Source organism: Roseateles sp. P5_E11, from assembly GCF_054049355.1.
Genome location: NZ_JBFUMO010000037.1, coordinates 1 through 22,387 on the forward strand (window position 1 = coordinate 1; position 22,387 = coordinate 22,387).

Consider the following 22,387-nt stretch of genomic DNA (forward strand, 5'->3'; position numbering starts at 1 on the left):
GCCTCGGCCTGGCCCAGCTCGCGCCGCCGGCCACCCGCCTGGTCTTCGTCACGGCGCATGCCGAGCACGCGCTGGCTGCCTTCGAGCGCGCGGCGGTGGATTACCTGCACAAGCCCGTCACGCCCGCCCGGCTGGCGGCCACGGTACAGCGGCTGCAGGCGGCTCAACCCCAGCGGTCGGATCTGCGCTTCCTGCAGGCCTGGACCGGCAACACGATGAAGCTGCTGGACGTGGACCACCTCGCCGCGCTGCGCTCGGAGCTGCGCCACACGCGGGCGCTGAGCCAGGGCGGTGAACAGCTGCTGCTGCGCACCTCGCTGGGCGAGCTGCAAAAGGAGCTGGACCCGCAACTTTTCTGGCAGATCCACCGCGGTTCGGTGGTCAACGCGCGGGCCATCGAGCGCATCGAGCGGCGCGACGACGGCGAGCTGTGGGTGCACCTGCGCGGGCTGGCCCAGGCGCTGCCTGTGAGCCGTGCGCACCGGGGGCGGTTCAAGGGCATGTAGCTGGGGAGGGTCTCAAGCAAGAGGCCCACGGATAATCCCGGGCTAGCCTGCTTCCAGAACTCCATGTCCGAAACCACCGCCAGCCGCATCGAGACGGAAGTCCGCCGCCGCCGCACCTTCGCCATCATCAGCCACCCCGACGCCGGCAAGACCACGCTGACGGAGAAGCTGCTGCTGTTCTCCGGCGCCATCCAGATCGCCGGCTCGGTGAAGGCGCGCAAGGCCACCCGGCATGCGACGTCGGACTGGATGGAGATCGAAAAGCAGCGCGGCATCTCGGTGGCGTCGTCCGTCATGCAGATGGAGTACCGCGACTGCGTCATCAACCTGCTGGACACCCCGGGCCACCAGGACTTTTCTGAAGACACCTACCGCGTGCTGACCGCCGTGGACGCGGCGCTGATGGTCATCGACGCGGCCAACGGTGTGGAGCCGCAGACCCGCCGCCTGCTGCAGGTCTGCCGCGCCCGCAACACGCCCATCCTGACCTTCGTCAACAAGATGGACCGCGAGGTGAAAGACCCGCTGGCGCTGATGGACGAGATCGAGGCCGAGCTGGGCATGACGGTCGTGCCGTTCACGTGGCCGGTCGGCATGGGCAAGCAATTCCACGGCGTGATGGACCTGCGCCAGCAACGCATGCGCGTGTTCGCTCCCGGCGAGGACCGCGCCGCCGGCACCGAGGAAGTGCTGGAAGGCCTGGACAACCCCGCCTATGCCGAGCGCTTCGGCATGCAGTACGACCAGGCCAAAGGCGAGATCGAACTGGTGCGCGAGGCGGCCCCTGCGTTCAACCGCGAGGAGTTCCTGACCGGCAAGCAGACGCCGATGTTCTTCGGCTCGGCCGTCAACAACTTCGGCGTGCAGGAGGTGCTGGACGCCCTCGTTGAGCTGGCCCCCGCACCCGATTCGCGCGTGGCCATGCAGCGTACCGTGCAGCCCGAGGAACCTAAGTTCACGGGCGTCGTGTTCAAGATCCAGGCCAATATGGACCCGGCCCACCGCGACCGCATCGCCTTCCTGCGCGTGGCCTCGGGTCACTTCGAGCGCGGCATGCGGCTCAAGGTCGTGCGCTCGGGCAAGGAGCTGCGGCCCAACACCGTCGTGTCGTTCCTGAGCCAGCGCCGCGAGTTGCTCGACGAGGCCTTTGCGGGCGACATCATCGGCATCCCCAACCACGGCGTGCTGCAGCTGGGCGACACCATCACCGAAGGCGAGGCGCTGCAATACACCGGCCTGCCCTTCTTCGCGCCGGAAATGTTCCGCGCCGTCGAAGTGGCTGACCCATTGAAGACCAAGCAGTTGCGTGCCGGCCTGACGCAGCTTGGCGAAGAAGGCGCCATCCAGGTGTTTCGCCCCATTGCCGGCAGCGTGCTGTTGCTCGGCGCCGTCGGCCAGCTGCAGTTCGAAGTCGTCGCGCACCGGCTGGAGCATGAATACGGCTGCAAGGCCCGCATCATGCCGAGCCGCTTCCAGGTGGCACGCTGGGTGACCTGCGACGACCCGGCGGAGCTGAAGCGCTTCATCGACGCCAACGATCACCGCATGGCCTATGACGCGGTCGACGCGCCCACGGTGCTGGTGGAGTACGCGCCCGAGCTGCGCGCCATCGAGAGCAACTGGCCCAAGATCAAGTTCCACGCACTGCGCGAGCACGCGGGGCTGGTGTTCCAGCAAAGGCTGGACGGCTGATCTCCCGACCGGACCCGCTCTGAAACTTGGTTAGAGTTCGGCGGCCAACGCAGAGTGGCGTTCGACAACAGGTTCAGGGAGTGAAACAAATGCGATTTGACGTCTCTGCCGGCCAAAAGCGGCCGAAATGCAGCCTGATGCAGAGCGGAGCAGCCGCCCTCGGCCTGACCGTGCTGCTGGCGGCCTGCGGCGGCGGCGGGGGTGGCGACAGCGCGCCGCCACCGACACAAGCCCCTGCCGCCATCGCGGCGCAGGACGATGCACTGGCCGTCGGCTGGTCCAACGGCGCGGCACAGGCCGCCACTGTCGACGTACTGGCCAATGACGCAGCCCCGGCCGACGCCGTCGTCACGGTGACCACGGCCCCCAAGCATGGCAAGGCGGTCGTCGCCAGTGGCAAGGTGCAATACACCCCCGATGACGGCTATGTCGGCGCCGACAGCTTCGACTACCGCGTCGATGCGGGCGCACGCACAGGCGGCGCCTCCGCCCGGCTGACGGTCGAGGCCAGCTTCACGCTCAGCGGCGTCGTGGCCCCGCAGCTCGCGGCCGGCTACACGGTCAGCGCGCAGGCCGGCGCGGCATCGGCCGTGCAAGTCCAGCCGTCCGCTGACCGCTACAGCGTCACGCTCAAGGTCAGCGACCTCGCCGGCCTGGTGTCGGTGACGGCCACCGGCGCGGGTGAGCAGAAACACGTGGTCATCAAGAGCCTGGTGGGCGAAGTCGCCGCCCTCGCCAAGCTGGGTGGCACGATCGACGAACAACGCCGGCCGGCCCTGCGCCTGGACGTCTTCAGCGTCGCGCGCACCGGGCTGCTACAGCGCGCGGGTGCGCAGCCGACGACCGACGCCGGACTGCTCGACGCCCAGAAGCGCATCAGCGATTTCGATGTGCTCGGCATGATCGGCGGTCTGCGCAATGCAATCGCCGATCGCGCCATGCTACCAACCCAGTTTGCGACGCTCGCCGACATCGCCACCGACCCCCAGGCCCTGGCCACGGCCGTCCAGGCGGCAAAAAGCAAGGACACCACGCCGCGTGATTGGAGCTATGAAACCAGCCTCAAGACCCAGCCGGCGCCGGGCGCGCTGATCGGCGTGCAGGGCGGCATGTTCGCCTTCATCGATGCGTACAAGCCGTCCTCGTTCGAGGTAAGCCTGGGTTGGATTCGGCCCAACGCGAGCAACCATTTCGACCTTCGTGCCGACGGCACGGTGGGCGGGTCACCGGGTTCCGATCCCATCGGGACCTGGGCGCGCGATGGCAGCACGGTCTCCATCAAGGTGAATCCGGACGCGGGTCTGACCTTCGGCTACTACCAATACGGCTTTGGCTGGGCCACGCGCTATGTGAAGCAGTATCGGCTCGAGGAATTGCCGCGCGCAGGCACCGGCGGGCAGCCACTGTTCAATCTGACGGTCTTTTTCACGAGCACCAAGTGCTCGACCATGCAGCACACGTGTTTTGACGACAGCGGCAGCAGTTTGGTCGCGCTAGTCGCCGGCTTCGATCTGGCGCGCGACGTGCTGCCGTTCCTTCCGGCGCATTTCGGGTCAGGGGGGCGCCTCTTCGGCGTCGGGCCGCAGATGTCGCCGGAGGCATGGTCCGGCCGTTGCCTGACCTGCCTCGGCGATGGCATCACGGTGACGGGCAGCCCGTCGGTGCTCGGTCTGGCCGGTGAGATCACCGAAGACGGCCGATGGAAGCTCAGCGGTACCAACGTCGCCACGCGCTTCACGCGCCTGCTTCGCTGGGGCAACGGCATCGAGACCTGGTTCGCCGAGTACGAGGCCAATGGCAAGGTCATCGGGTCGGAGTTGATTGAGGCCACCGGGACCGGCACGGCCCCGACCATCGTCGCCACCGATCAGAAGCTGCGACGTTGGCTAGACATGCCGGCTGGCGCCGCCTTTCCGTTCGACTGGAGGCCGGAATCCGATTCCGCCCCGTTTGGTGTTGGCGGCAACGTGATGGACGTGAAAACATCTGGCGCCCCGGCGCCGACGGAGTGGGGTTACAGCGGCACGTGGGGTTGGTCGGATGACGGTACCGCCCTGCTGCACAGTTCGGGCCGGATAAAGCTCAAGCTGCTCTCGAAGACCCGGGACGGGTATATCGCGACCTACCTGCAGGACGAGTACCCAGGCGAGTTGCGCGTGCTGACCAACGTCGGCCCCGCGCGCTGACGATGGCCGGCAGTGACGTACGACAAGGATCAGGAATAGACCACATGCAGATTGACGCGATCAGCCGCTGCGCGGGATGGCGCCAGACCGTGGCGAGTGCGACTTGGTTGGGCCTGGCGCTCATCATGACGGCCTGTGGCGGAGGCGGCTCTGCAGGCTCGCCGCCTCAGCCCTCGCCGTCCGCCACGGTGCAGGCCGTCGACGACCCCTACACCCTGCCGGCCGGAGTGCCCGCCGATCTGACGGTGCTGGCCAATGATTCGATCACGGGTGGTACCGCGACGGTGAGCGTTGCCACCAATCCCGCGCATGGCAAGGTGACGGTGCAAGGCACCACGCTGCGCTACACGCCCGATGACGGCTTCTATGGCACGGACCAGTTCACCTACCGGGCGGACGTGGGCCCGGCCACCAGCACCGCTACGGTCAAGCTGACGGTCGAGACGGAGCTGGAGTTGAGTGGCAGCCTAAAGCCCGTGCCGACGACGCCGACGGACGTTACCGCCCAGGTTGGCGATGGCCAGTTCAAGGCCAGCGCCGACGCCAACGGCACCTATGTCGTCAAGATCAAGAGCTCACGCGTCAACGCCTTCATCACCCTGACCAGCCAGAGCACGGGTGCACAGGCCCGCGTTGCCCTGGCCAGCGCAGTCGGTGACTTCGGCACCTTGCTCGCCCGGCGCAGCGCTCACATCGACGAAACGCAATGGCCCAGCCTGCGGCTCGATGCGCTGACCACGGGCCGGTACGGCCTGCTGCTGCAGATGGGCATGCCCACGAGCAGCGCCGGCCTGCGCGCGAGCCTGCGGGGCCAGGACCCAACGGACTTGTTCAACCTCGTCATGCTCATTCGACACATCGTCGAGGAGAACGGCGACTTGCCCGGGGGAGCGGCGACGACCCTGGATCTCATGCGCAGCACGACAGCCCTGGCCAGCGCGAAGTACCTGTCGACCTCCGGCTCGCAGATCTTCCTTGCCCCCACCGTCGAGGCCTTCGCCGCGGCACAGCCGCCCACCGTAGGGCCGCAGGGCATGCGGCTGGTGGTCGACGCGCTGACGCTGGACCTGACGGCCGACGGCAAGGGAACCGTCCAATCCTTCAGATACGGCGACACGCCAACGGCGGTGCCGGCGCACTGGACGCAAGACGGAGACGTCCTGCGCATCACGCTCGACGGCCAGCGCCCACCACCGGGCGGTTCGACGTGGCACAAGGAATACCGGGTGCGCCAGATCCGCGGTGCCGACGACCAGCCCAGCGCGCTGTTGATGATGGACATCGACAATGATCCCAACTGCAGCGTGTTCGGGCCCGCCTGCGTACCGCGCCCTACAGGTTGGTCCCCGGTCACGAGCTTCGACCTTGAGAGGGACCGGCTACCGCTGCGGGCGGAGGATTTTGCTGCCTCGCAACGCTGGGCCGGGCTGCTCGCCGAAGGCGAGGTGACCTTCGGCGCCGCGCTGGACGTGCCGGGTTTCTCGGTGCAGTTGGTCGACGGACAACTGCTGCTGCGAGCAGGCACGCTGACCCGCCGCTACACCCGCCTGCGCCAGGATGCTGACGGGTTGGAGTACTGGCGACTGGAGGTGGAACAGAACGGCCAGCGCGTGGGCGCCTCGGTCAACCCGGTCGTGAAGAGCGGCAGTGTGGCACTGAGCGCCGCCCAAGCCACGCGTCGCTGGTTCGTCACCTCGGCCCAGCAGCGCGATCCTGTGCACTGGCTGGGGCAGGAACAATGGTGGCAGGCCGATGGCAAGGTCAGTTGGATCGGTCACTACAACGGCCAACCCTATGCGTCCGCGAACTGGGCCCTGTCGAGCGACGGCCGCGAGATCACGATGCTTTCAAGCGATGGCTATATCTATCGCTACCGGCCGGTCGCCGCTGTACCTGGAGGCTATCTGGCGCTTTACTCGTCCAGCGCCTCTGGCAACGGGACGATGTCCCTGGTCCGCCTGAGCGACCTCGGACCGATCAACTGAAAATTACAAAGGATTCAAGAGGATGAATCGCATGCAAATCCATGTCCGAACGCGCTGGCTCGCATCGCTCGCTGCAGCCCTGTGCCTGGCGGCCTGCGGCGGTGGTGGCGGTAGTTCGCCGCCGCCAACGGTGACGGCACAGGACGACCAATACACCATCCCGGGAGGGGCAGCCGCAACGCTTGCGGTGAGCGGCAACGACACCGCCACGGGCGGCACACCCACGCTGAGCGTGRCCACGGCCCCGGCCCACGGCAAGGTCGTCGTCCAGGGCACCAGCCTGCAGTACACGCCAGACGCCGGCTTCTTTGGCGCCGACCAGTTCACCTACCGTGCCGACGTGGGCGCGGCCACCGGCACCGCCACTGTCAAGCTGACCGTCGAGGCGCAGCTCGAACTGACCGGCACCGTACCGGGCATCAACTCGCTGACCGAAGTGACGGCGCAGGTGGGCGAGAGCCAGATCAAGGTCAACGCCGACAGCACCGGCGCCTACAAGCTGAGCTTCAAGGCAGACAATCCAAATGCCTTCATCACGCTGACCGCCAAGGAGTCCGGCGCGCGCGCAGCGTTGACGCGGATCAGCTTGGTGGGACAAGCGACAAGCCTTATCTCCCAGGTGGGACCGCGGGTCAGCGACAAGCAATGGCCGGCGCTCACGCTCGACGCCCTGAGCACGGCGCGATATGGCCTGCTCAAGCAGCGTGGCCTGCAGCAGCCCACCACGACGGACGACCTGCGCAAGGTCGTGGCAGCCCAGGATCCCACGGACCTTGCGGACATCGCCACGTTGCTGCGTCTGGCGTATGAGAAAGCCCCTCCCATGCCCTTTGGCATCGCCACGGCGGCCGAACTCGCCGCCGACGGGCCGGCCCTGGGCAGGATCAGCACGGAGTCGCTCGGCCTGGCCTTCATCGAGCCCACATTCGTGGCGCAGTCGCTTGAGCAATCCACCGACGCTGAGCCTCCGGTCGTATCGGCGCAAGGCACCCGGCTGGTGACGATGTATCAAGGCAGCAACCCGCTGCTGATGCCCACGGGGTCGCTGTTCGACCTGCGCCCGGATGGCAGCGCCGCAGGCATCCTCTGGACGACGTTCACGGACACAGCCATCAGCGCCAGCTGGGCCATGAGCGGCAGCATCCTGACGATCACCCTGCCCAGCCCACTGGCCATGGATAGCAAATTCCGGGCGCATGCGCTGCAATTGCGGCAGTTCCGCAGCGTGGGCACCCAGCCCAGCGGAATGTTGATGGGGCGCTGGCTGGTCGACTGCCAGATGACGCCGACCCAGCCGGCCAGCAACTGCTCGACGCCGACCTATACCCCCTGGGTCCCGATGGTCAGCCGGGACGTCGACCGCGATCGCCAAGACCTGCGCCTGGCGGATTTCACGGTGGGCACGGTTTGGGCCGGCCTGACCCTGGAGACGGTGCCGGGGAATGCAAGCTGCGTGTGCTTTGTCAAAGCGGTTACTTTCGACGGCACGCCCAACGTGCCCGGGTTCACCGGTCAGTTCATCAATGGGCGCTGGCAGCTCGCGGGAGCACAGGTCACCCTGCGCTACACGCGCCTGGGCGCCGGACCGGAAGAGGGCATGGAGTACTGGCTGGCCGAAGTGCTGGAGACCGGCGTGACGGCCCGCGCAAGGCTGATGCTGGTCGTCAAGGGCGGTGCGGTGCCGATTTTCGATGCCGCCTCTGCAGCACGCCGGTGGATCAGCCCCCAGCAGGACGCCAACGCCAGCGCCGACCCGACCGGCCTGCGCAACACCAGGTACCCGACGATCCTGCACAAGGATGGCCGCATGGCCAACGACTGGGGCAATGGCGAAGTGGATGCCGGCGCTCGGTGGTCCCTGTCCAGCGACCGCCGCACCATCATGCAAACCCGCACCAGCGACGGTGCGCAGTTCGTGCTGTACACCCCGATCCGGGCGGTACAGGGTGGCTACATCGCCATGACCGACGGCAATGGGATGGTGCGGATACACGACGCCGGACCGGCCGACTGAGGCGGCTGCCTGGCCCCGACCGGCGGGTGGGCATCTAACATCTCTTGATGCCCACCAACCTCGCCAGACCCTGCCCTTCCTGCCGCACGGCGATGCAGGTGCATACGCTGCCCGCCGTCTACAACGGCGAGGTGGAGATTGACTTCTGCTTCGACTGCCACGGCATCTGGTTCGACCAGCTGGAGAACCTACGGCTGGCGCCCGAGGCGGTCGCGACAGTGTTCAAGGAAATGCACCGGCGTCGCGACGCGCCCCTCGTGCCGCTGGCACAGCAGTTGAGTTGCCCGCAATGCCGCATGCGGCTCCAGCAGGGCTTCGACGTCGTGCGCAGCGGCCGCTTCATCACCCACCGCTGCGAGAACCGGCACGGGCGCTTCAGCAGCTTCTCGTCCTTCATGATCGAGAAGGGCTTCGTGCGCCAGCTCACCAAGCCCGAGATCGCCGACATCGCCAGAAAGGTCGGCGTCATCAATTGCAGCAACTGCGGCGCGCCGGTGGACCTGCGCAAGGAAGACAGTTGTTCGCACTGCCGCTCGGCGCTGTCGCTGCTGGACCCGGAGGCCGTGGAGAAGGCGTTGCAGAACTACGCCAAGGCGCCATCCGCTCATGCTGCGCCCGCAACCGCTGTGGCAGACGCCCTTGTCGCGATGGCGCGCGAGCGCTCGCGCACGGAGCGCCTCGACGTCTGGCCGTCTGACACCAGGCTCACCGGCGCAGGCTTGGCGGTGGACCTGTTCGCCGTGGGCCTCACCCTCGTCAGCAGCTTGTGGGATGACTGATGCCCGGCGACTTCGACAAAGGCCTGGCCCTGCACCAGCAAGGCCGGCTCACCGAGGCCGAACTGCTGTACCGCCGCGTGCTGCGCACGGCACCGAGGCATTTCGACGCGCTGCACTTGCTGGGCGTCATCTGCGGCCAGACCGACCGCTTCGACGAGGCGCTGGACCTGCTGCACCGCGCCCTGGCCCAGCGCCCCGCCAGCGCGCCGGCGCTGAACAACCTGGGCAACACCCTGGGCAGCCTGGGCCGCCACCAGGAGGCCGTGCAGGCCTTCGAGCGCGCACTGGCGGTGCGTCCTGAAGACGCCAAGGCGCTGCGCAACCGCGGCACCAGCCTGCGCGCGCTGGAGCGGCCCGTCGACGCGCTGGCCAGCTTCGACGCCGCCCTGGCCCTGCAGCCCAGCTACCCTGAGGCGCTGATCGGCCGCGCCGAATGCCTGTTGACCCTGCACCGCCGCTCGCAAGCCATCGAAGCCTTCCAGCAGGCCCTGCCCCTGGGCAAGGACGCCGACCAGATCCGCTATGCCCTGGCCGCTCTCGGCATCGAACCCGCGCCGCCCACGGCGCCCGCCGGCTATGTCGAGGCCTTGTTCGACATGTATGCCCACAACTTCGACGACCACCTCGTCAAGACCCTCGGCTACCGCACACCCGAGTTGCTGGTCGCGGAACTGCAGCGCGCCGATCCACCCAGCGGTGGCGAGGTCATCGACCTCGGCTGCGGCACCGGCCTGTGTGGGCCGCTGCTGCGCCCGGTGAGCCGAAGGCTGACCGGCGTGGACCTGTCCGGCCTGATGCTGGCCAAGGCGCGCGAGCTGGGCCTGTATGACGAACTGGTGCAGGGCGACATCGTCGCGGCGCTGCAGGGGCCGCCGCAGCGCTTCGACATCGCCATTGCCGCCGACGTGTTCGTCTACATCGGCGACCTGGAAGCCGTGTTCACCGCCACCGCGGCCGCGCTGCGCCCGGGCGGGTTGTTCGCCTTTTCGGTCGAGGCTTGCGAAAGCGGTGACTTCGCCCTCGGCGCCAGGCGGCGCTACGCCCATTCGCTGCCCTATCTGCAGCGCCTGGCTGCCGCCCATGGCTTCACCGTCGAATCATCGACACGTTGCGCCATCCGCAAGGAAAGCGACGAAGCCGTCGATGGGCTGCTGGTCGTGATGCGCCGCTGAACCCGGCTCAGCGCAGCTTCTTGGCGTAGTTGTCGCGCACGTGCTGGCTGATGTAGGTCGACAGCCCGCGGCCGGCAAGGGCCAGCCGCTTCATGTCCGACACGACCTCGCGCCCCGGGTGCTCCACGTCGTAGACATAGATCGAGCCGTTGGTGAACTGCACGGCAATGCCCGCCGGGCCAGTGGCAAAGGCCACCACGCCCGAGTCACCCTCGCGGTTGGCATAGCGCTGCATCTTCACGGTGGAGGACTGGCAAGCAGCGTGCCGGCGGGGCATGCCATTCATGGGCTGCGAGGCGAGCGGGGCGCTGCGATGATGTGCTTTTCCTTCCAGCCCCACAGAGCCGATGAGCAAGCGCCTTGTCCCCCTTGTTGCGGCCCTGAGCTGCACCCTCGCCCAGGCCGCCCCAGAACTCGAAACCGTCGTCGAAGGCCTCAAGACCCCCTGGGCGGTCGCCTTCCTGCCCGGCGGCCAGCTCCTGATCACCGAGCGTGACGGTGCGATTCGAACGGCCCAACCCGGCGGCAAGCCCAGCGCTCCCATCGCGGGCGTGCCGGCTGTGGACGCCGTCGGCCAGGGCGGCCTGCTGGACGTGCAGCTGGACAGCGACTTCGCCCGCAACCGCACGATCTACTTCTGCTACGCCGAACCCGGCGCCGACAGGAAGACCAACAGCACGGCCCTGGCGCGCGCGCGCCTCAGCGAAGACGCCAAGCGCCTCACCGACGTCAAGGTCATCTTCAGCCAGAAGCCCAAGGTCGAGAGCAAGCACCACTTCGGCTGCCGCATCGCCGAGGCGCCGGACGGCAAGCTCTTCCTGAGCCTGGGCGAGCGCTTCAGCCAGATGCAGAGCGCGCAGACGCTGGACAACCACCTCGGCAAGATCGTGCGCGTCGGCAAGGACGGCAGCGTGCCGGCCGACAACCCCTTCGTGAACACGCCCGGCGCCCAGCCGGAGATCTGGAGCTATGGCCACCGCAACTCGCAGGGCCTGACGCTGGACGCGCAAGGCCGGCTGTGGGAACACGAGCATGGCCCGCAAGGAGGCGACGAGCTCAACCTCATCACGCCCAAGCTCAACTACGGCTGGCCCGTCATCACCTACGGCGAGAACTACGGCGGCGGCAAGATCGGCGACGGCATCGCCGCCAAGGCCGGCATGGAGCAGCCCATCGTGAAGTGGGTGCCGTCCATCGCGCCCGCCGGCCTCGTGCGGCTCAAGAGCGCCAAGTACGGCCCGGCCTGGCAGAACAGCTTCTTCATCGGCTCGCTGAAGTTCGGCCACCTGGAACGCGTGAAGCTCGATGCCGACAACCGCCCGGCCGAGCAGGAGCGTCTCTTCCCCGACGCCGGCCGCATGCGCGACGTGCGCGAGGGGCCGGACGGGCTGCTCTATCYCGTACTGGAAGCGCATGGCCGCATCGTGCGCGTGAAGCCCTGAGCCAAGCCCGCAACCAGGCCATGACGCTGCGGCCAAGGCCTCGCACACCCTAGGTCGAACACGACGGCACTTCTGCGAGCATGCGGCCCTGAACCCAGGGAGGGCTCATGCCGCCGAATGCTCCGTTCGCACGTTCGATCCGCGCCGCACTGCTGGCGCTCGCCGCCATCTCGGCCCAGGCCGCCCCGCTCACCACCGCCGAGCTGCCCGCCACCGCGCGCGACTGGCTGCCCTGGGCCCAGCAAGGCCAGCCGCCACTGGGCTGCCCGACACCCATGGATGCCGCCGAGCCGGCCGTCTGCGTATGGCCGGGCCGGCTGCAGCTCGGTGCCGGGCCGCGTGACGCGACCTTCAGGCTGGAGGTGCGGGTCTTCGGCGCTCCGGCGCGCGTGGCCCTGCCCGGCGAGGCCGGCGCGTGGCCGCAAGACGTGAAGGCCGGCGGCAGGGCGCTGGCCGTCGTCGAGGCCGACGAGCACCCCGCCGTCTGGCTGGCGCCGGGCGTGCATGTCGTCGAAGGCCGCATCGCCTGGACGGAGATGCCGCAGAACCTCGYCGTGCCGGCCGGCCTGGCGGCCATCGTCGTGACCAGCGATGGCGCCACGCAGGCCCGCGCGCCGGACGGCGAAGGCCGGCTGTGGCTGCGCGCCGTCGCCAGCCCGGCCGAGGCCAGCGACAGCGTCAGCGTGCAGACCACGCGTCTCGTCGACGACGACCTGCCGCTGACGGTGACGACCGTCTTCGAGCTGCGCGTGGCCGGCCGTGCCCGCGCCGTGGAGCTGCCGCTGGCCCTGCTGCCGGGACTGCGCGCCATGCAGTTGGACAGCCCGTTGCCGGCCCGCCTGGCGGAGGACGGCCGCCTCGTCGTGCAGGCGCGGCCCGGTAACTGGCATGTCGAGTTGCGCGCGCGGCTGAGCGCGCCGGTGCAGGCGCTGACGCTGCCCGGCACGGCAGCGGACGAAGAGGTCTGGGTCGTCAAGGCCCAGCCCGCGCTGCGGCTGATCCGCCCCGAAGGCCCGGCCAGCGTGGACCCGCGCCAGGTCGAGATGCCCGAGGCCTGGCGCGCGTTGCCGGCCTTTCGCTTGAAGCCCGGCGAGACGCTGAAACTGACCGAGCTGCAACGCGGCAATGCCAAGCCCGCGCCCGACACGCTGACGCTGGCGCGCCGGCTGTGGCTGGACTTCGACGGCCACGGCCTGACGGCCAGTGACAGGTTCGAGGGCCAGCTGTCGGCCAGCTCGCGCCTGGCCATGCCCGCGCCCGGCCAGCTCGGCCGCGCGGCGCTGGGCGGGCAGGACCAGCCCATCACCCGCCTGGCCGCCGACGGCCCCGCCGGCTTCGAGGTGCGCCAGCGCAACGCCCGCATCGAGGCCGACAGCCGCTGGCCGCGCAACGGCGCCCTGCCCGCCAGCGGCTGGAGCGCGAGCGTGGACAGCCTGAGCGCCACGCTGCAGCTGCCGCCCGGCTGGCGCCTGCTGCACGCGCAAGGCCCCAGCCGCGCCGACGGTGCCTGGGTGTCGATGTGGACGCTGTGGGATTTCTTCTTCGTGCTGCTGGCGGCGCTGGCCGCCTACCGGCTGCTGGGCTGGCGCACGGGCCTGCTGCTGGGCGCGGCGCTTGCGCTGACCTGGCACACGCCCGGCAGCCCGCCGGCGGCGCTGTGGTTCGGCCTGCTGGCGCTGACGGCGCTGGCGCGCGTGCTGCCGGCGGGGCGGGCGCGGGCCGCGTTCGCGCGTGGCCGATTGGCGGTGGCCGCCATGCTGACGCTGGTGTTGCTGGTGTTCGCGGTGGCCGAGCTGCGCCAGGCAATCTATCCGAGCCTGGAGCACAACGGCATGGCCTGGGGCATGGCCAAGGAGGTGGCAGCACCAAGCGAGGTGCAGATCATCGAGGAGAAGGTGGTGCCGCCGCCCGAATTCCAGGTGGCCGCCCCTGCGCCGCCTGATCGAAGAATGCCCGCTGTCGAACAGCGGCTGGAGTCCGTCGTCGTCTCGGGCAGCAAGGTCCGCAAGGATGCGTACGCCAGCAGCGACCTCAGCCGCGTCGACCCCAGCGCGCGCGTGCAGACCGGCCCTGGCCTGCCGACCTGGAGCTGGCGCGCCCATCGGCTCAGCTGGAGCGGCCCTGTCACGCCCGAGGAGACGCTGAACCTGTGGCTGCTGCCGCCCTGGGCGACGGCGCTGCTCAAGCTCGCCGGCGTGGCGCTGCTCGCGCTGGCGCTGGCCGCCGTGGCGGGCTGGAAGCTGCCGCGCCTGCCGTCCTTGCAGCGGGCCGGCGGTGTGGCGGCCGCAGCCCTGTTGCTGGCGCTGGCGCTAGCGCCCCAACCGAGCGAAGCCCAGGCTTCTACCTCGGCACCGTGGCCCAGCGACGAGCAGCTGCAGGCGCTGCGCGGCAAGCTCGCCGCGCCGCCCGACTGCCTGCCACGCTGCGCCGAGCTGGCGCGCCTGCTCGTCAGTGCATCGGGCTCGGCGGTGCAGCTGCGCGCCGAGATCCACGCGCTGGCGCTGGTGGCCGTGCCGCTGCCCGGCCAGGGCACGGGCTGGCAGCCGGGCAGCGTGCTGCTGGACGGCCAGTCCGCCGCAACGCGACGCGACGACGAGGGCCGCCTGCTGATCGCCGTGCCGGCCGGCGTGCACCAGGTCGTGCTCGCCGCCGATGTCGGCAGCGCCAGYGGCCTGGACATCGCGCTGCCGCTGCCGCCGCGCACGCTGCAGACCGAACTCAAGGGCTGGACGCTGGCGGGCCTGGACCCGAATGGCCAGAGCACGGGCGCGATCACGCTGAGCCGCGAGGCCGTGGCCGGCAGCCGGCGTGCCGAGGACGCCGGCACCCAGCGCGACGCGCTGCCGCCGCTGGTACGCGTGGACCGTCGCCTGGCGCTGGGCCTGCGCTGGCAGGTGCACACGCGCATCGAGCGCCTGGCCGCGAGCCGGGCACCGCTGCGCGTGCGCTGGGCGCTGTTGCCGGGCGAGGCGGTCAGTGACGCACGCGTGACGGTGGACGGCGGCGTGGCCAGCCTGCAGCTCGGCGGCGAGGACACCGTCGAGGTGGCCAGCAGCCTGCCACCGGGCGAGGCGCTGACGCTGGTGGCAGGCAAGGAGCCTCACCAGGTCGAGCGCTGGACGCTGGCCGCATCGGCGCAATGGCATGTGGACGCCAGCGGCCTGCCGGCGACGGCACTGCAGCAGGGCGGCGACTGGCTGCCCGAGTGGCGGCCCTGGCCCGGCGAGACGCTGAAGCTGGCTATCGCCAAGCCCGCCGGCGTGGGCGGCCAGACGTTGACGCTGGACGATGTGCGCACCACCATCAAGCCCGGCGAGCGCAGCAGCGATGTGGAGCTGTCGATGCGCCTGCGCACCAGCCTCGGCGGCACGCACGCGCTGAAGCTGCCGGCCGGCGCCGAACTGCTGGACGTGCAGATCAACGGCCAGAAGCTGGCCCTGCAGCCACGCGACAACGTGCTCAGCCTGCCGCTGACGCCAGGCCCGCAGCTGGTCGACATCCATTGGCGCGAGCCCGCCGGCATGGGGGTGCTGTGGCGCCACGAGGGCCTCGCCCTGGGCCTGCCCGGCGTCAATGACGCGCTGACATTGAACGTGCCAGAGGACCGCATCGTGCTCGCCGTGGGCGGCCCGCTGATCGGGCCGGCCGTGCTGATCTGGGGCGCCCTCGGCGTCGTCCTCGTGCTGGCCTTGCTGGCGCCGCGCGGCCTTCCCGGGCTGAAGGGGCTGATGGGCCGGCCGGCCTGGATCGTGCTGGCGCTGGGCGTGGCGCCGGTGTCGCTGAGCGCGCTGGCCGTACTGGCCGGCTGGTTCGGCGCGCTGGAGGCCCGCCGCCGCTGGGGCCAGGTCGGCCGGCGCGGCATGCGCATCGCCGTGCAGGTCCTGCTCGTGCTGTTGACGCTGGCGGCCGTGGGCGCGCTGCTGGAGGTGCTGCGCACCGGCCTGCTGGGCTACCCGGAGCTGCTCGTCGCCGGGCCGGGGTCGAGCAGCACGCTGCTGAACTGGACGAGCGACCGTTTCACCGAGCACACGGCCGGCGCGTGGGTACTGAGTGCGCCGGTCTGGCTCTACCGCGCGGCCATGCTGGCCTGGGCGCTGTGGCTGGCCGTGTCGCTGCTGCGCTGGGTGGGCTGGGCCTGGGCTGCGTTCAGCGTGGGTGGGGCGTGGCCGGCGAAGGTGGCGAAGGCCGAGGCGAGCGAGGAGAAGGGAGTGAAGGGGAGCGAGTAGGTGGGAAAGGTCGGCTTGCGGCCAGGAGTTGCCGCTCGCGAAGGGCGGCTCTCGGGTAGRCTCTCTGCGCCTGCACGAGGCAGCTTCGGAAGGTGAAAAACATGGATATGGCACTTCGCCGCGCTTTGCATCGTCTGATCACTGCTGCAGTGTTCTTGCTGCCTCCCGTCACGACACGCGCGACGACATTGCCACCGATTCGCCTGTCGCAGCTGTTCCATGACGCCGACATCGTTGCTCTGGTACAGGTGACTTCGGGTGAAACGATGGGCACYGGCGATGAATCTTGCGGCGCAAAGTATCAGGCGCGGGTGATTGAAGCCTTTAAGGGTGCGTCCAAAGGGGCAACGCTTGAGTTCGGCAACTACTTTGGGTACGAGATCGGCAACCGCTACATCATCTTTCTCGTTGGCCCTGGCCGTAGTCACGAGCCGATGATGTCCACCAATTCAATGCACCTCGATGCGCGGGCTGAGTACGAGAAGCGCTGCGGTCCTCTGCTCCGCAGAAACACTGTCATGCACAGTGGAAACGGAGCGTTGCATATCCACTGGGTAACGGACTTTGGGTACAAAGACGGTGTAGCTGTCCCCACTCGGTATGTGGTGCTTCCGGATGGGTTGTCGACGATTCCCACAAAGATCAGCGAGACCAATGAGTTTTCTGAAGAAGTCTGGGTGCGCCTTCCCCAGATGACAGAGATCCTCAAAGGACTTGGTCAATGAGGTCTAGATGCCTACTTATCCGGATTCCCAGAGTCGACGCCTCTCGGCCAGGAGCGGCCATTGGCTAGCGGCAGCTTCGGGTAATCTTTTCCTCACGCTGGTGCGTCCTTGACGCCGCACTTATCAACCGTTGAGCCTCACGCGAATGCCGTCCCCGCTCTTTCAGTTTGAGCTTCGTCCCCTCGATCAAATACAGCCATGGGGCGCACCTGCGGACCCGAACTTGCACTGGTTCGGTCTCACTGACGGCGAATATTGGATTCAGGCTGGTGAACACCGACTGTTCGAGTACGCCAACCCCGCCCAGGCACAGTCCGGCGGATCACGGTTCTGCGACTACCAAGTGGTGCGTCTTTATGAAGATGTGATCGATCTTGCTCCCTACGCGCTGGAGCCCGTCCCGGAGGAACTCCAGCAATACATCGAGATAGATGAATCGAAGCCTTGGAAGCACTTTTGGTTGAAATGGTGCGAGGCCATAGACGAACACGATGTGTCTGAGGAGACTCTGGATCTACTAGACAACGCTGGCTCGTGGATGGGTCGTCGCCAGCTTGATTCGCTCTACCTGACTCCGTCAACCAACGTCATCGTGTGGTCGGACTCAGATTCCGTTCACTTTCAGTGGGACAACCGAGACAAGCTTCTGCACGGCTGTCAGGCTTGGTCGGCGCAGCATGGGAGCTGGCAATTGCCTCGTGCCAACTTCGCGGACGAGGTTCGCAACTTTCATGATCGGCTGATGGAACAAATGGCGCAACGGGTCTCGCAGGTCGCGGCAGGGGCTCTTGCCAAGAGCGTTCGCGTAGATCTTGAGGGGCTACGCCGAGAGCAAGAGGCCCGTTCGCAATCCATTGAGCGCAACTTTGACCAGCCCGCAGCCCCAACTGATTGGCCTGTGGTCCTTGCGGCCATACGGTCGCTCGAAGCCCGCCACGGCTGAACCTTTTCCCAAGCGCCAATTCGGCACGACAGCTTCTCAGCAAGAAGATCGGCAAGGCGAAAGCCGGCAACGGGTCGGGACTTACCTTCCGCTGCCGTCCGGGGCGAGCGACAGCTTTTCGGCAGTTCACTTCGACCTGGACGACGACAGCTATGGGTCGGTTGCTGCCGGTCAGCAGGCGTCTCCCCCGAGCGCTCGGCGGTACCGCGCGCTCGGGTTGCCTTACTTGCGGAACTTGCGCACCAGGTCGTCGACGCGAGGCCCGCCGGCCTGGGCTGCGCCGGAGACCTTGATGATGCTCAGCGTGCGCTCGGCGCCGGCTTCGAGGGTGGCCTCATGGACGGCTTGCAGCAACGGCCAGACCTTCTCGGGCGGGCCTTCGACGACCGTGCCCATGGCGTGCATCTCATAGTCCAGGCCGGAGGCCTGAATGACGGCGATGGCGGCGTCGACATGCTTGTAGCGGTCGTCTACCGTACCGGCCGGCCGCGGGATGACCTGGATCTCGGCAATCATGTGCCGGCTGGTGGCTGCTGCGCCCACGCCGCGCCGCTGGCCAGGAGCGACAGCGACAGGAACGAAAGCCGGAAACGACGCAAATGTGAGAACGATGGATGTGCCATGTGCAACTCATGCAGATGGCAGGTCGGCAAGCGTTCGGGGCGGCGGTGCCGACGCAAGAAAGTGAAAGCCGGCAGGCCCCTGAACGTGCTTCCCTGCGCGAGGATTACCTCAATCAGGTTCAAAGGGACTCTCTCAGTCAGCACGCGCCTTGCGGTCGTGCCAACACCTCCAGCGGATGGCCGCGTCGAAAGCCTGGTGGCTGCCAGCGTGGCCGGCCGCCAGTGTAGAGAAGCCCGCGCTTCTTCAAGCTCACTCGACACGCGCTAGGCTGGCGCCCTTCAGGATGCCGCCATGACCACCGCCGCCTCGCCACCCGCCATCGTCTCCATCTCGCCGCTGGGCATGCCCTGGGAGACGCTCGACCCCTTCCTGTTCTGCGTCCACCACGACGACGCCTACCCACCCGGCAACGGCCGCTACGGGCCGGATGCGGCGCTGCTGAAGGGCCGCCAGATCGGCTCGGACTTCTCAGGGCAGGGCGGCTGGAGCATGTATCACGGCGAGCAGGTGCCCGGCTTCCCGGCCCACCCGCACCGCGGCTTCGAGACGGTGACGATCGTGCGCCAGGGCCGCATCGATCACGCCGACTCGCTGGGCGCCGGCGCGCGATTCGGGGGCGGCGACGTGCAGTGGCTCACCGCTGGCCAGGGCATCGTGCACGCGGAGATGTTCCCGCTGCTGCACACGGACAAGCCCAACCCGCTGGAGCTGTTCCAGATCTGGCTCAACCTGCCGGCCGCCAGCAAGATGGTGGCGCCGCACTTCACGATGTTCTGGTCGCAGGAGATCCCGCGGCACCGCTTCGTCGACGATGCCGGGCACGCGACCGACGTCGTCTGCATCGCCGGTGCCCTGCCAACGCCCGCCGGGGTGACCCAGCCGCTGGCGCCGCCGCCTGATTCCTGGGCCTCGCGCGAGCAGGCAGACGTGGCCATCTGGACCCTGCGCCTGGCGCCGGGTGCGCAGTGGGTGCTGCCGCCGGCGACGGGCGCGGACACGCGCCGCAAGCTCTACTTCTTTGCCGGCGCACGGATCACCGTCGATGGCCATGCCGTGGCCACGCGGCACGCGATCGAGCTGCGAGCCGGCGCCGCGGTCACGCTCGTCAATGGCGGAGAAACAGCAGCCGAGTTGCTGATGCTGCAGGGCCGCCCCATCGGCGAGCCCGTCGCCCAATACGGCCCCTTCGTCATGAACACGCAGCAGGAGCTGCGCCAGGCCTTCGAGGACTACCGCCGCACCCAGTTCGGCGGCTGGCCCTGGAGCGACCCGGCGCCCGTGCATGGCGACGAGGCCGGCCGCTTCGCACGGCATGCCGACGGCCGGACGGAACTGTTCCCGTCGCAGGAGGCTTGATCGTTCTATCCGCCCGCCCTGAGCCGGTGGATCTCCTCGATCAGGTCCACCACCAGCGCCGCGAGTTCCTGGTTGGCGTCGAAGTCCTGTTCGATGGCCAGCAGCCGGCCGGCGCGGTGCAGATGCGGGCTGGCGAAGCGCCGGCTTTCGCCGTCGCCACTGTGGCAGCCCAGCAGGCCGGCATCCAGCCGCTGGCTCAGCCAGTCGACGCTGACGCCGCAGGCGCAGGCCAGCTCTTCGAGCGTCAGCGTCTGCTCGTCGATGACCACGCCGACCAGCACATCACCGTCGTTCATGGCTCGCCTTCTGCGCGGGGGTGGAAGTCACGACCGACGGCAGCGGCCATGACCTCGTAGGCGGCACGCGCGCCCGGCAGCGTGGAGGGCGGCAGCACGACCTCGACCTCCAGCACCATGTCGCCTGCCGGCTCACCTGCCAGGCCGCGGCCCTTCAAGCGCAGGCGCTTGCCATGCGGTGTGTCCGGTGGCACGGTCACGCTGACCGTGCCGGCAGGCGTGGCGGCGCTCACGTCGCCGCCCAGCGCGGCCTCCCAGGGCGTCAGCGGCAGCTGTTCATGTACGTCACGGCTCTTCTCACGGGCGACGTCCTTGAACTGGATCTCCAGGTACAGGTCGCCGCTCGCGCCGCCGCCACGGCCCGCCGAGCCCTGTGCCGGCAGGCGGATGTGCTGGCCCGCGCGTATGCCCTTGGGGATGCGGACCTGCACGTTGCGCACGACGACGGCACGGTGGCCCTGCTCGTCCGGCGCCAGGCCGCGCACGTTGACCGAGCGTACGGCGCCGTCGATGGCGTCTGAGGCGTCGATGACCAGCTTGACGTGCTCATCGGTCCCGCGTTCGGGCTTGGCGTCCGGCGGCTCGGGCTTGGCATCGCGGCCGAACATGCTGGTGAAGAAGTCGCTGAAGCCCTGGCCACCTCGCCCGGCGGTCGCCCCGCCTTCATAGGTGAAGCCCTGCTGCCAGTCGCTGGGGAGGTCGGGCTCGGCGGGTTTGCCGGCGCCAGTGGTCGCCTGCTGGCGCCGGCGCACGCCGTCATAGGCGACGCGACGCTGCGGGTCGGCCAGCACGTCGTAGGCCTCGTTGATGCGGGCCATGGACGCATGCGCATCGGCGGACTGGTTCACGTCGGGGTGAAGCAGCCGCGCCTGACGCCGGTAGGCCTGCTTGATGGCAGCCGCATCGGCATCGGCGGCGACACCCATGATCCGGTAATAGTCTTCAAAGCGCATGGGCCGAGTATGGAATTGCGGCGCGCAGGGACTGTCGGACGGGGCCGCCTTCCGCGGCGGACGGGTTCCTACGTCGCGGCGTTGACAGGCCCCAGCTCCCTCAGCCAGGTCCAGGGGTAGATGCCGCGGTCGTGGCCGTCGCTGAAGATGAGGTTCAGGGCGTAGCGGCCCACCGGCACGGCATCGACCAGCTCGGCCGGTGCGGGTGCGGGCTCGCCGCGCTCGGCGCGAGCACGGCAGCCGCCGCAGCGGCAGACGGCGCGCAGCCGGGCGGCTGGCAGCTCGGCCGCGCCGTCGGGCCAGCGCAGGTGCAGCGCGGCGGGCGTCAGCTCGACGGCTTGCGGGAGATCGCTCATCGGTCCACCCCGACCGGTGCACCCAGGCGCTGCAGCGACAGGCGCACGGCCTTGCGGACTTCCGGGTCGGGGTCGGCAGCGGCGGCTTGCAGCGCCGGCACGGCGGTCGCGTCGCCGATGTCGCCCAGCGCGATGGCCGCCTCCTTGCGCAGGTTGCCGGCCGGGTGGATGAGAGCCTGGCTCAGCACGGGCAGGGCTTGCGCGTCGGCAATGCGGCCCAGGGCCCGGGCGGCACGCAGGCGCACCTGCCAGTAGTCGTCGTCCATGGCGGCGCGCAGCGCGGTGGCGGCGGCCGTGGCGCGCAGCTTGCCGAGCGTGGAGGCGGGGCGAGGCGGCATGGGCTAGCAGACGTTCGCCGGAGCGCGGGTCCTTCAGCTCCGTGAGGGACTGGGCGGCGGCAGTGGCGACTTCGGGTGTGTCGCTCAGCGCAGCGACCAGCGCGTCAACGACGGCGGGTTCGCTCAGCCACCCGCATGCTGCAGCTGATAGTCGCGCAGCGAGCGCAGCAGCGCCTGCTGGCGCGCGCCGGGCTGCAGCTGCCGCGCCACCTGCTCGAAGCGCCCCACGTTGCCGGCGTTCAGGAAGGGCCCGACGTTCTCGGCCACCGACTGCGCGGCCTGCCAGCCGCCGGTGTGGACGAGGCCGACGAACATGTCGTCGTAGCCGCTGGACAGGCCGAGCTGCTGCCACTGCTGCAGGACCGGATAGGCCTTGGCAAGCAGCACGGCGTCATAGGTTCGGCCCAGTGCCGCAACGGCAGCCGCCGCGGTCTCGGCCGAAGGTGGCAGCCGAGCGGCGAGCGCCAGCGCCGCGGCCTGCACATGACCGTCGGGAAAAGCCAGCAGCTCGCGCGCCCACGCGGCCTGGTCGACGGGGCTGCCATGGGCGGTGAGGCGGTCCAGCTGCTCCAGCAGCAGGCGCACTACCTCGAAGTGCTCGTCCAGGCCTTCGCCGCGGGTCAGGCGGCAGCTGTCGGCGGCGTGGCAGCGAATCAAGGTGCGCAGCGCCTGCGCCGGCGGCGCGCTGCCGAGCGATGCAACCGCGGCGGGCTCGACAGCGGCTGTGGCCGCCGGCAGCGGCCCGGCCGGCGACGAGGCGCTGGCGGAAGGGGCTTGCGCCAGCGCCCCAGGCG

The 22,387-nt window shown here is 69.1% G+C and carries 20 protein-coding genes; 12 read left to right on the forward strand and 8 right to left on the reverse strand.

Annotation, left to right across the window (positions count from 1 at the left end):
• From ACXJKR_RS05060 to ACXJKR_RS05090, 7 genes are all read left to right on the forward strand, one after another.
• On the forward strand, positions 1-506 hold a 506-nt coding region (locus tag ACXJKR_RS05060), incomplete at its 5' end, for a LytR/AlgR family response regulator transcription factor (protein ID WP_457321251.1).
• A 63-nt stretch (positions 507-569) separates the two neighbouring features.
• Positions 570-2,198 carry a peptide chain release factor 3 gene (locus ACXJKR_RS05065; RefSeq protein WP_457321253.1) on the forward strand — a complete coding sequence of 543 codons (1,629 nt, stop codon included), beginning with the start codon at positions 570-572 and terminating at the stop codon, positions 2,196-2,198.
• 170 nt (positions 2,199-2,368) lie between these two features.
• Positions 2,369-4,384, forward strand: coding sequence for an Ig-like domain-containing protein (locus ACXJKR_RS05070; protein ID WP_457321255.1), 2,016 nt, complete (start codon positions 2,369-2,371; stop codon positions 4,382-4,384).
• Positions 4,385-4,428: 44 nt separating this feature from the next.
• Positions 4,429-6,369, forward strand: a complete 1,941-nt coding sequence (locus tag ACXJKR_RS05075; protein ID WP_457321257.1) for an Ig-like domain-containing protein — start codon at positions 4,429-4,431, stop codon at positions 6,367-6,369.
• A gap of 31 nt (positions 6,370-6,400) precedes the next feature.
• Positions 6,401-8,383: an Ig-like domain-containing protein gene (locus tag ACXJKR_RS05080; RefSeq protein ID WP_457321259.1), complete on the forward strand. Its 1,983-nt coding sequence runs from the start codon at positions 6,401-6,403 to the stop codon at positions 8,381-8,383.
• Between the two features lie 47 nt (positions 8,384-8,430).
• On the forward strand, positions 8,431-9,162 hold the full coding sequence (locus tag ACXJKR_RS05085; protein WP_457321261.1) for a TFIIB-type zinc ribbon-containing protein: 732 nt from the start codon (positions 8,431-8,433) through the stop codon (positions 9,160-9,162).
• Positions 9,162-10,334, forward strand: a complete 1,173-nt coding sequence (locus tag ACXJKR_RS05090) for a tetratricopeptide repeat protein (protein ID WP_457321262.1) — start codon at positions 9,162-9,164, stop codon at positions 10,332-10,334. Before ACXJKR_RS05085 ends, ACXJKR_RS05090 begins: the two co-directional genes overlap by 1 nt.
• A 7-nt stretch (positions 10,335-10,341) precedes the next feature.
• Here ACXJKR_RS05090 and ACXJKR_RS05095 read toward each other — a convergent pair whose 3' ends face one another.
• The gene (locus ACXJKR_RS05095) at positions 10,342-10,611 is read right to left on the reverse strand and encodes a hypothetical protein (protein ID WP_457321264.1); all 270 of its coding nucleotides are present in this window, start codon (positions 10,609-10,611) and stop codon (positions 10,342-10,344) included.
• A gap of 70 nt (positions 10,612-10,681) precedes the next feature.
• Between ACXJKR_RS05095 and ACXJKR_RS05100 the strand changes: the two genes are divergently transcribed.
• The 4 genes from ACXJKR_RS05100 to ACXJKR_RS05115 all read left to right on the forward strand — a co-directional run bounded on the left by ACXJKR_RS05100 (position 10,682) and on the right by ACXJKR_RS05115 (position 17,670).
• Positions 10,682-11,776, forward strand: coding sequence for a PQQ-dependent sugar dehydrogenase (locus tag ACXJKR_RS05100; RefSeq protein ID WP_457321266.1), 1,095 nt, complete (start codon positions 10,682-10,684; stop codon positions 11,774-11,776).
• A 107-nt stretch (positions 11,777-11,883) separates the two neighbouring features.
• Positions 11,884-16,002 carry a hypothetical protein gene (locus ACXJKR_RS05105; RefSeq protein ID WP_457321267.1) on the forward strand — a complete coding sequence of 1,373 codons (4,119 nt, stop codon included), beginning with the start codon at positions 11,884-11,886 and terminating at the stop codon, positions 16,000-16,002.
• Positions 16,003-16,103: 101 nt separating this feature from the next.
• Positions 16,104-16,727 carry a hypothetical protein gene (locus ACXJKR_RS05110; RefSeq protein WP_457321269.1) on the forward strand — a complete coding sequence of 208 codons (624 nt, stop codon included), beginning with the start codon at positions 16,104-16,106 and terminating at the stop codon, positions 16,725-16,727.
• Positions 16,728-16,872: 145 nt separating this feature from the next.
• Complete coding sequence (locus tag ACXJKR_RS05115; RefSeq protein ID WP_457321271.1) at positions 16,873-17,670, forward strand: DUF5984 family protein; 798 nt, start codon at positions 16,873-16,875, stop codon at positions 17,668-17,670.
• A 222-nt stretch (positions 17,671-17,892) separates the two neighbouring features.
• On the opposite strand, the gene ACXJKR_RS05120 is transcribed toward ACXJKR_RS05115, so the two are convergent.
• Entirely contained in the window at positions 17,893-18,186 is a 294-nt protein-coding gene (locus ACXJKR_RS05120; protein ID WP_457321273.1) for a thiamine-binding protein, read from the reverse strand.
• Positions 18,183-18,416, reverse strand: coding sequence for a hypothetical protein (locus ACXJKR_RS05125; protein WP_457321275.1), 234 nt, complete (start codon positions 18,414-18,416; stop codon positions 18,183-18,185). Before ACXJKR_RS05125 ends, ACXJKR_RS05120 begins: the two co-directional genes overlap by 4 nt.
• 169 nt (positions 18,417-18,585) lie before the next feature.
• On the opposite strand from ACXJKR_RS05125, the gene ACXJKR_RS05130 reads away from it, so the two are divergent.
• On the forward strand, positions 18,586-19,650 hold the full coding sequence (locus ACXJKR_RS05130) for a pirin family protein (protein ID WP_457321277.1): 1,065 nt from the start codon (positions 18,586-18,588) through the stop codon (positions 19,648-19,650).
• Positions 19,651-19,655: 5 nt separating this feature from the next.
• On the opposite strand, the gene ACXJKR_RS05135 is transcribed toward ACXJKR_RS05130, so the two are convergent.
• The 5 genes from ACXJKR_RS05135 to ACXJKR_RS05155 form a co-directional block, all read right to left on the reverse strand.
• Positions 19,656-19,946: a MerR family transcriptional regulator gene (locus ACXJKR_RS05135; RefSeq protein WP_457321279.1), complete on the reverse strand. Its 291-nt coding sequence runs from the start codon at positions 19,944-19,946 to the stop codon at positions 19,656-19,658.
• The gene (locus ACXJKR_RS05140) at positions 19,943-20,899 is read right to left on the reverse strand and encodes a DnaJ C-terminal domain-containing protein (RefSeq protein WP_457321281.1); all 957 of its coding nucleotides are present in this window, start codon (positions 20,897-20,899) and stop codon (positions 19,943-19,945) included. Before ACXJKR_RS05140 ends, ACXJKR_RS05135 begins: the two co-directional genes overlap by 4 nt.
• 68 nt (positions 20,900-20,967) lie before the next feature.
• Positions 20,968-21,255 carry a DUF971 domain-containing protein gene (locus ACXJKR_RS05145; RefSeq protein WP_457321282.1) on the reverse strand — a complete coding sequence of 96 codons (288 nt, stop codon included), beginning with the start codon at positions 21,253-21,255 and terminating at the stop codon, positions 20,968-20,970.
• Complete coding sequence (locus ACXJKR_RS05150) at positions 21,252-21,593, reverse strand: HEAT repeat domain-containing protein (protein ID WP_457321284.1); 342 nt, start codon at positions 21,591-21,593, stop codon at positions 21,252-21,254. Before ACXJKR_RS05150 ends, ACXJKR_RS05145 begins: the two co-directional genes overlap by 4 nt.
• Before the next feature lie 123 nt (positions 21,594-21,716).
• Positions 21,717-22,387, reverse strand: a 671-nt coding sequence (locus ACXJKR_RS05155) for a hypothetical protein (protein WP_457321286.1), incomplete at its 5' end; no start/stop codon positions are given.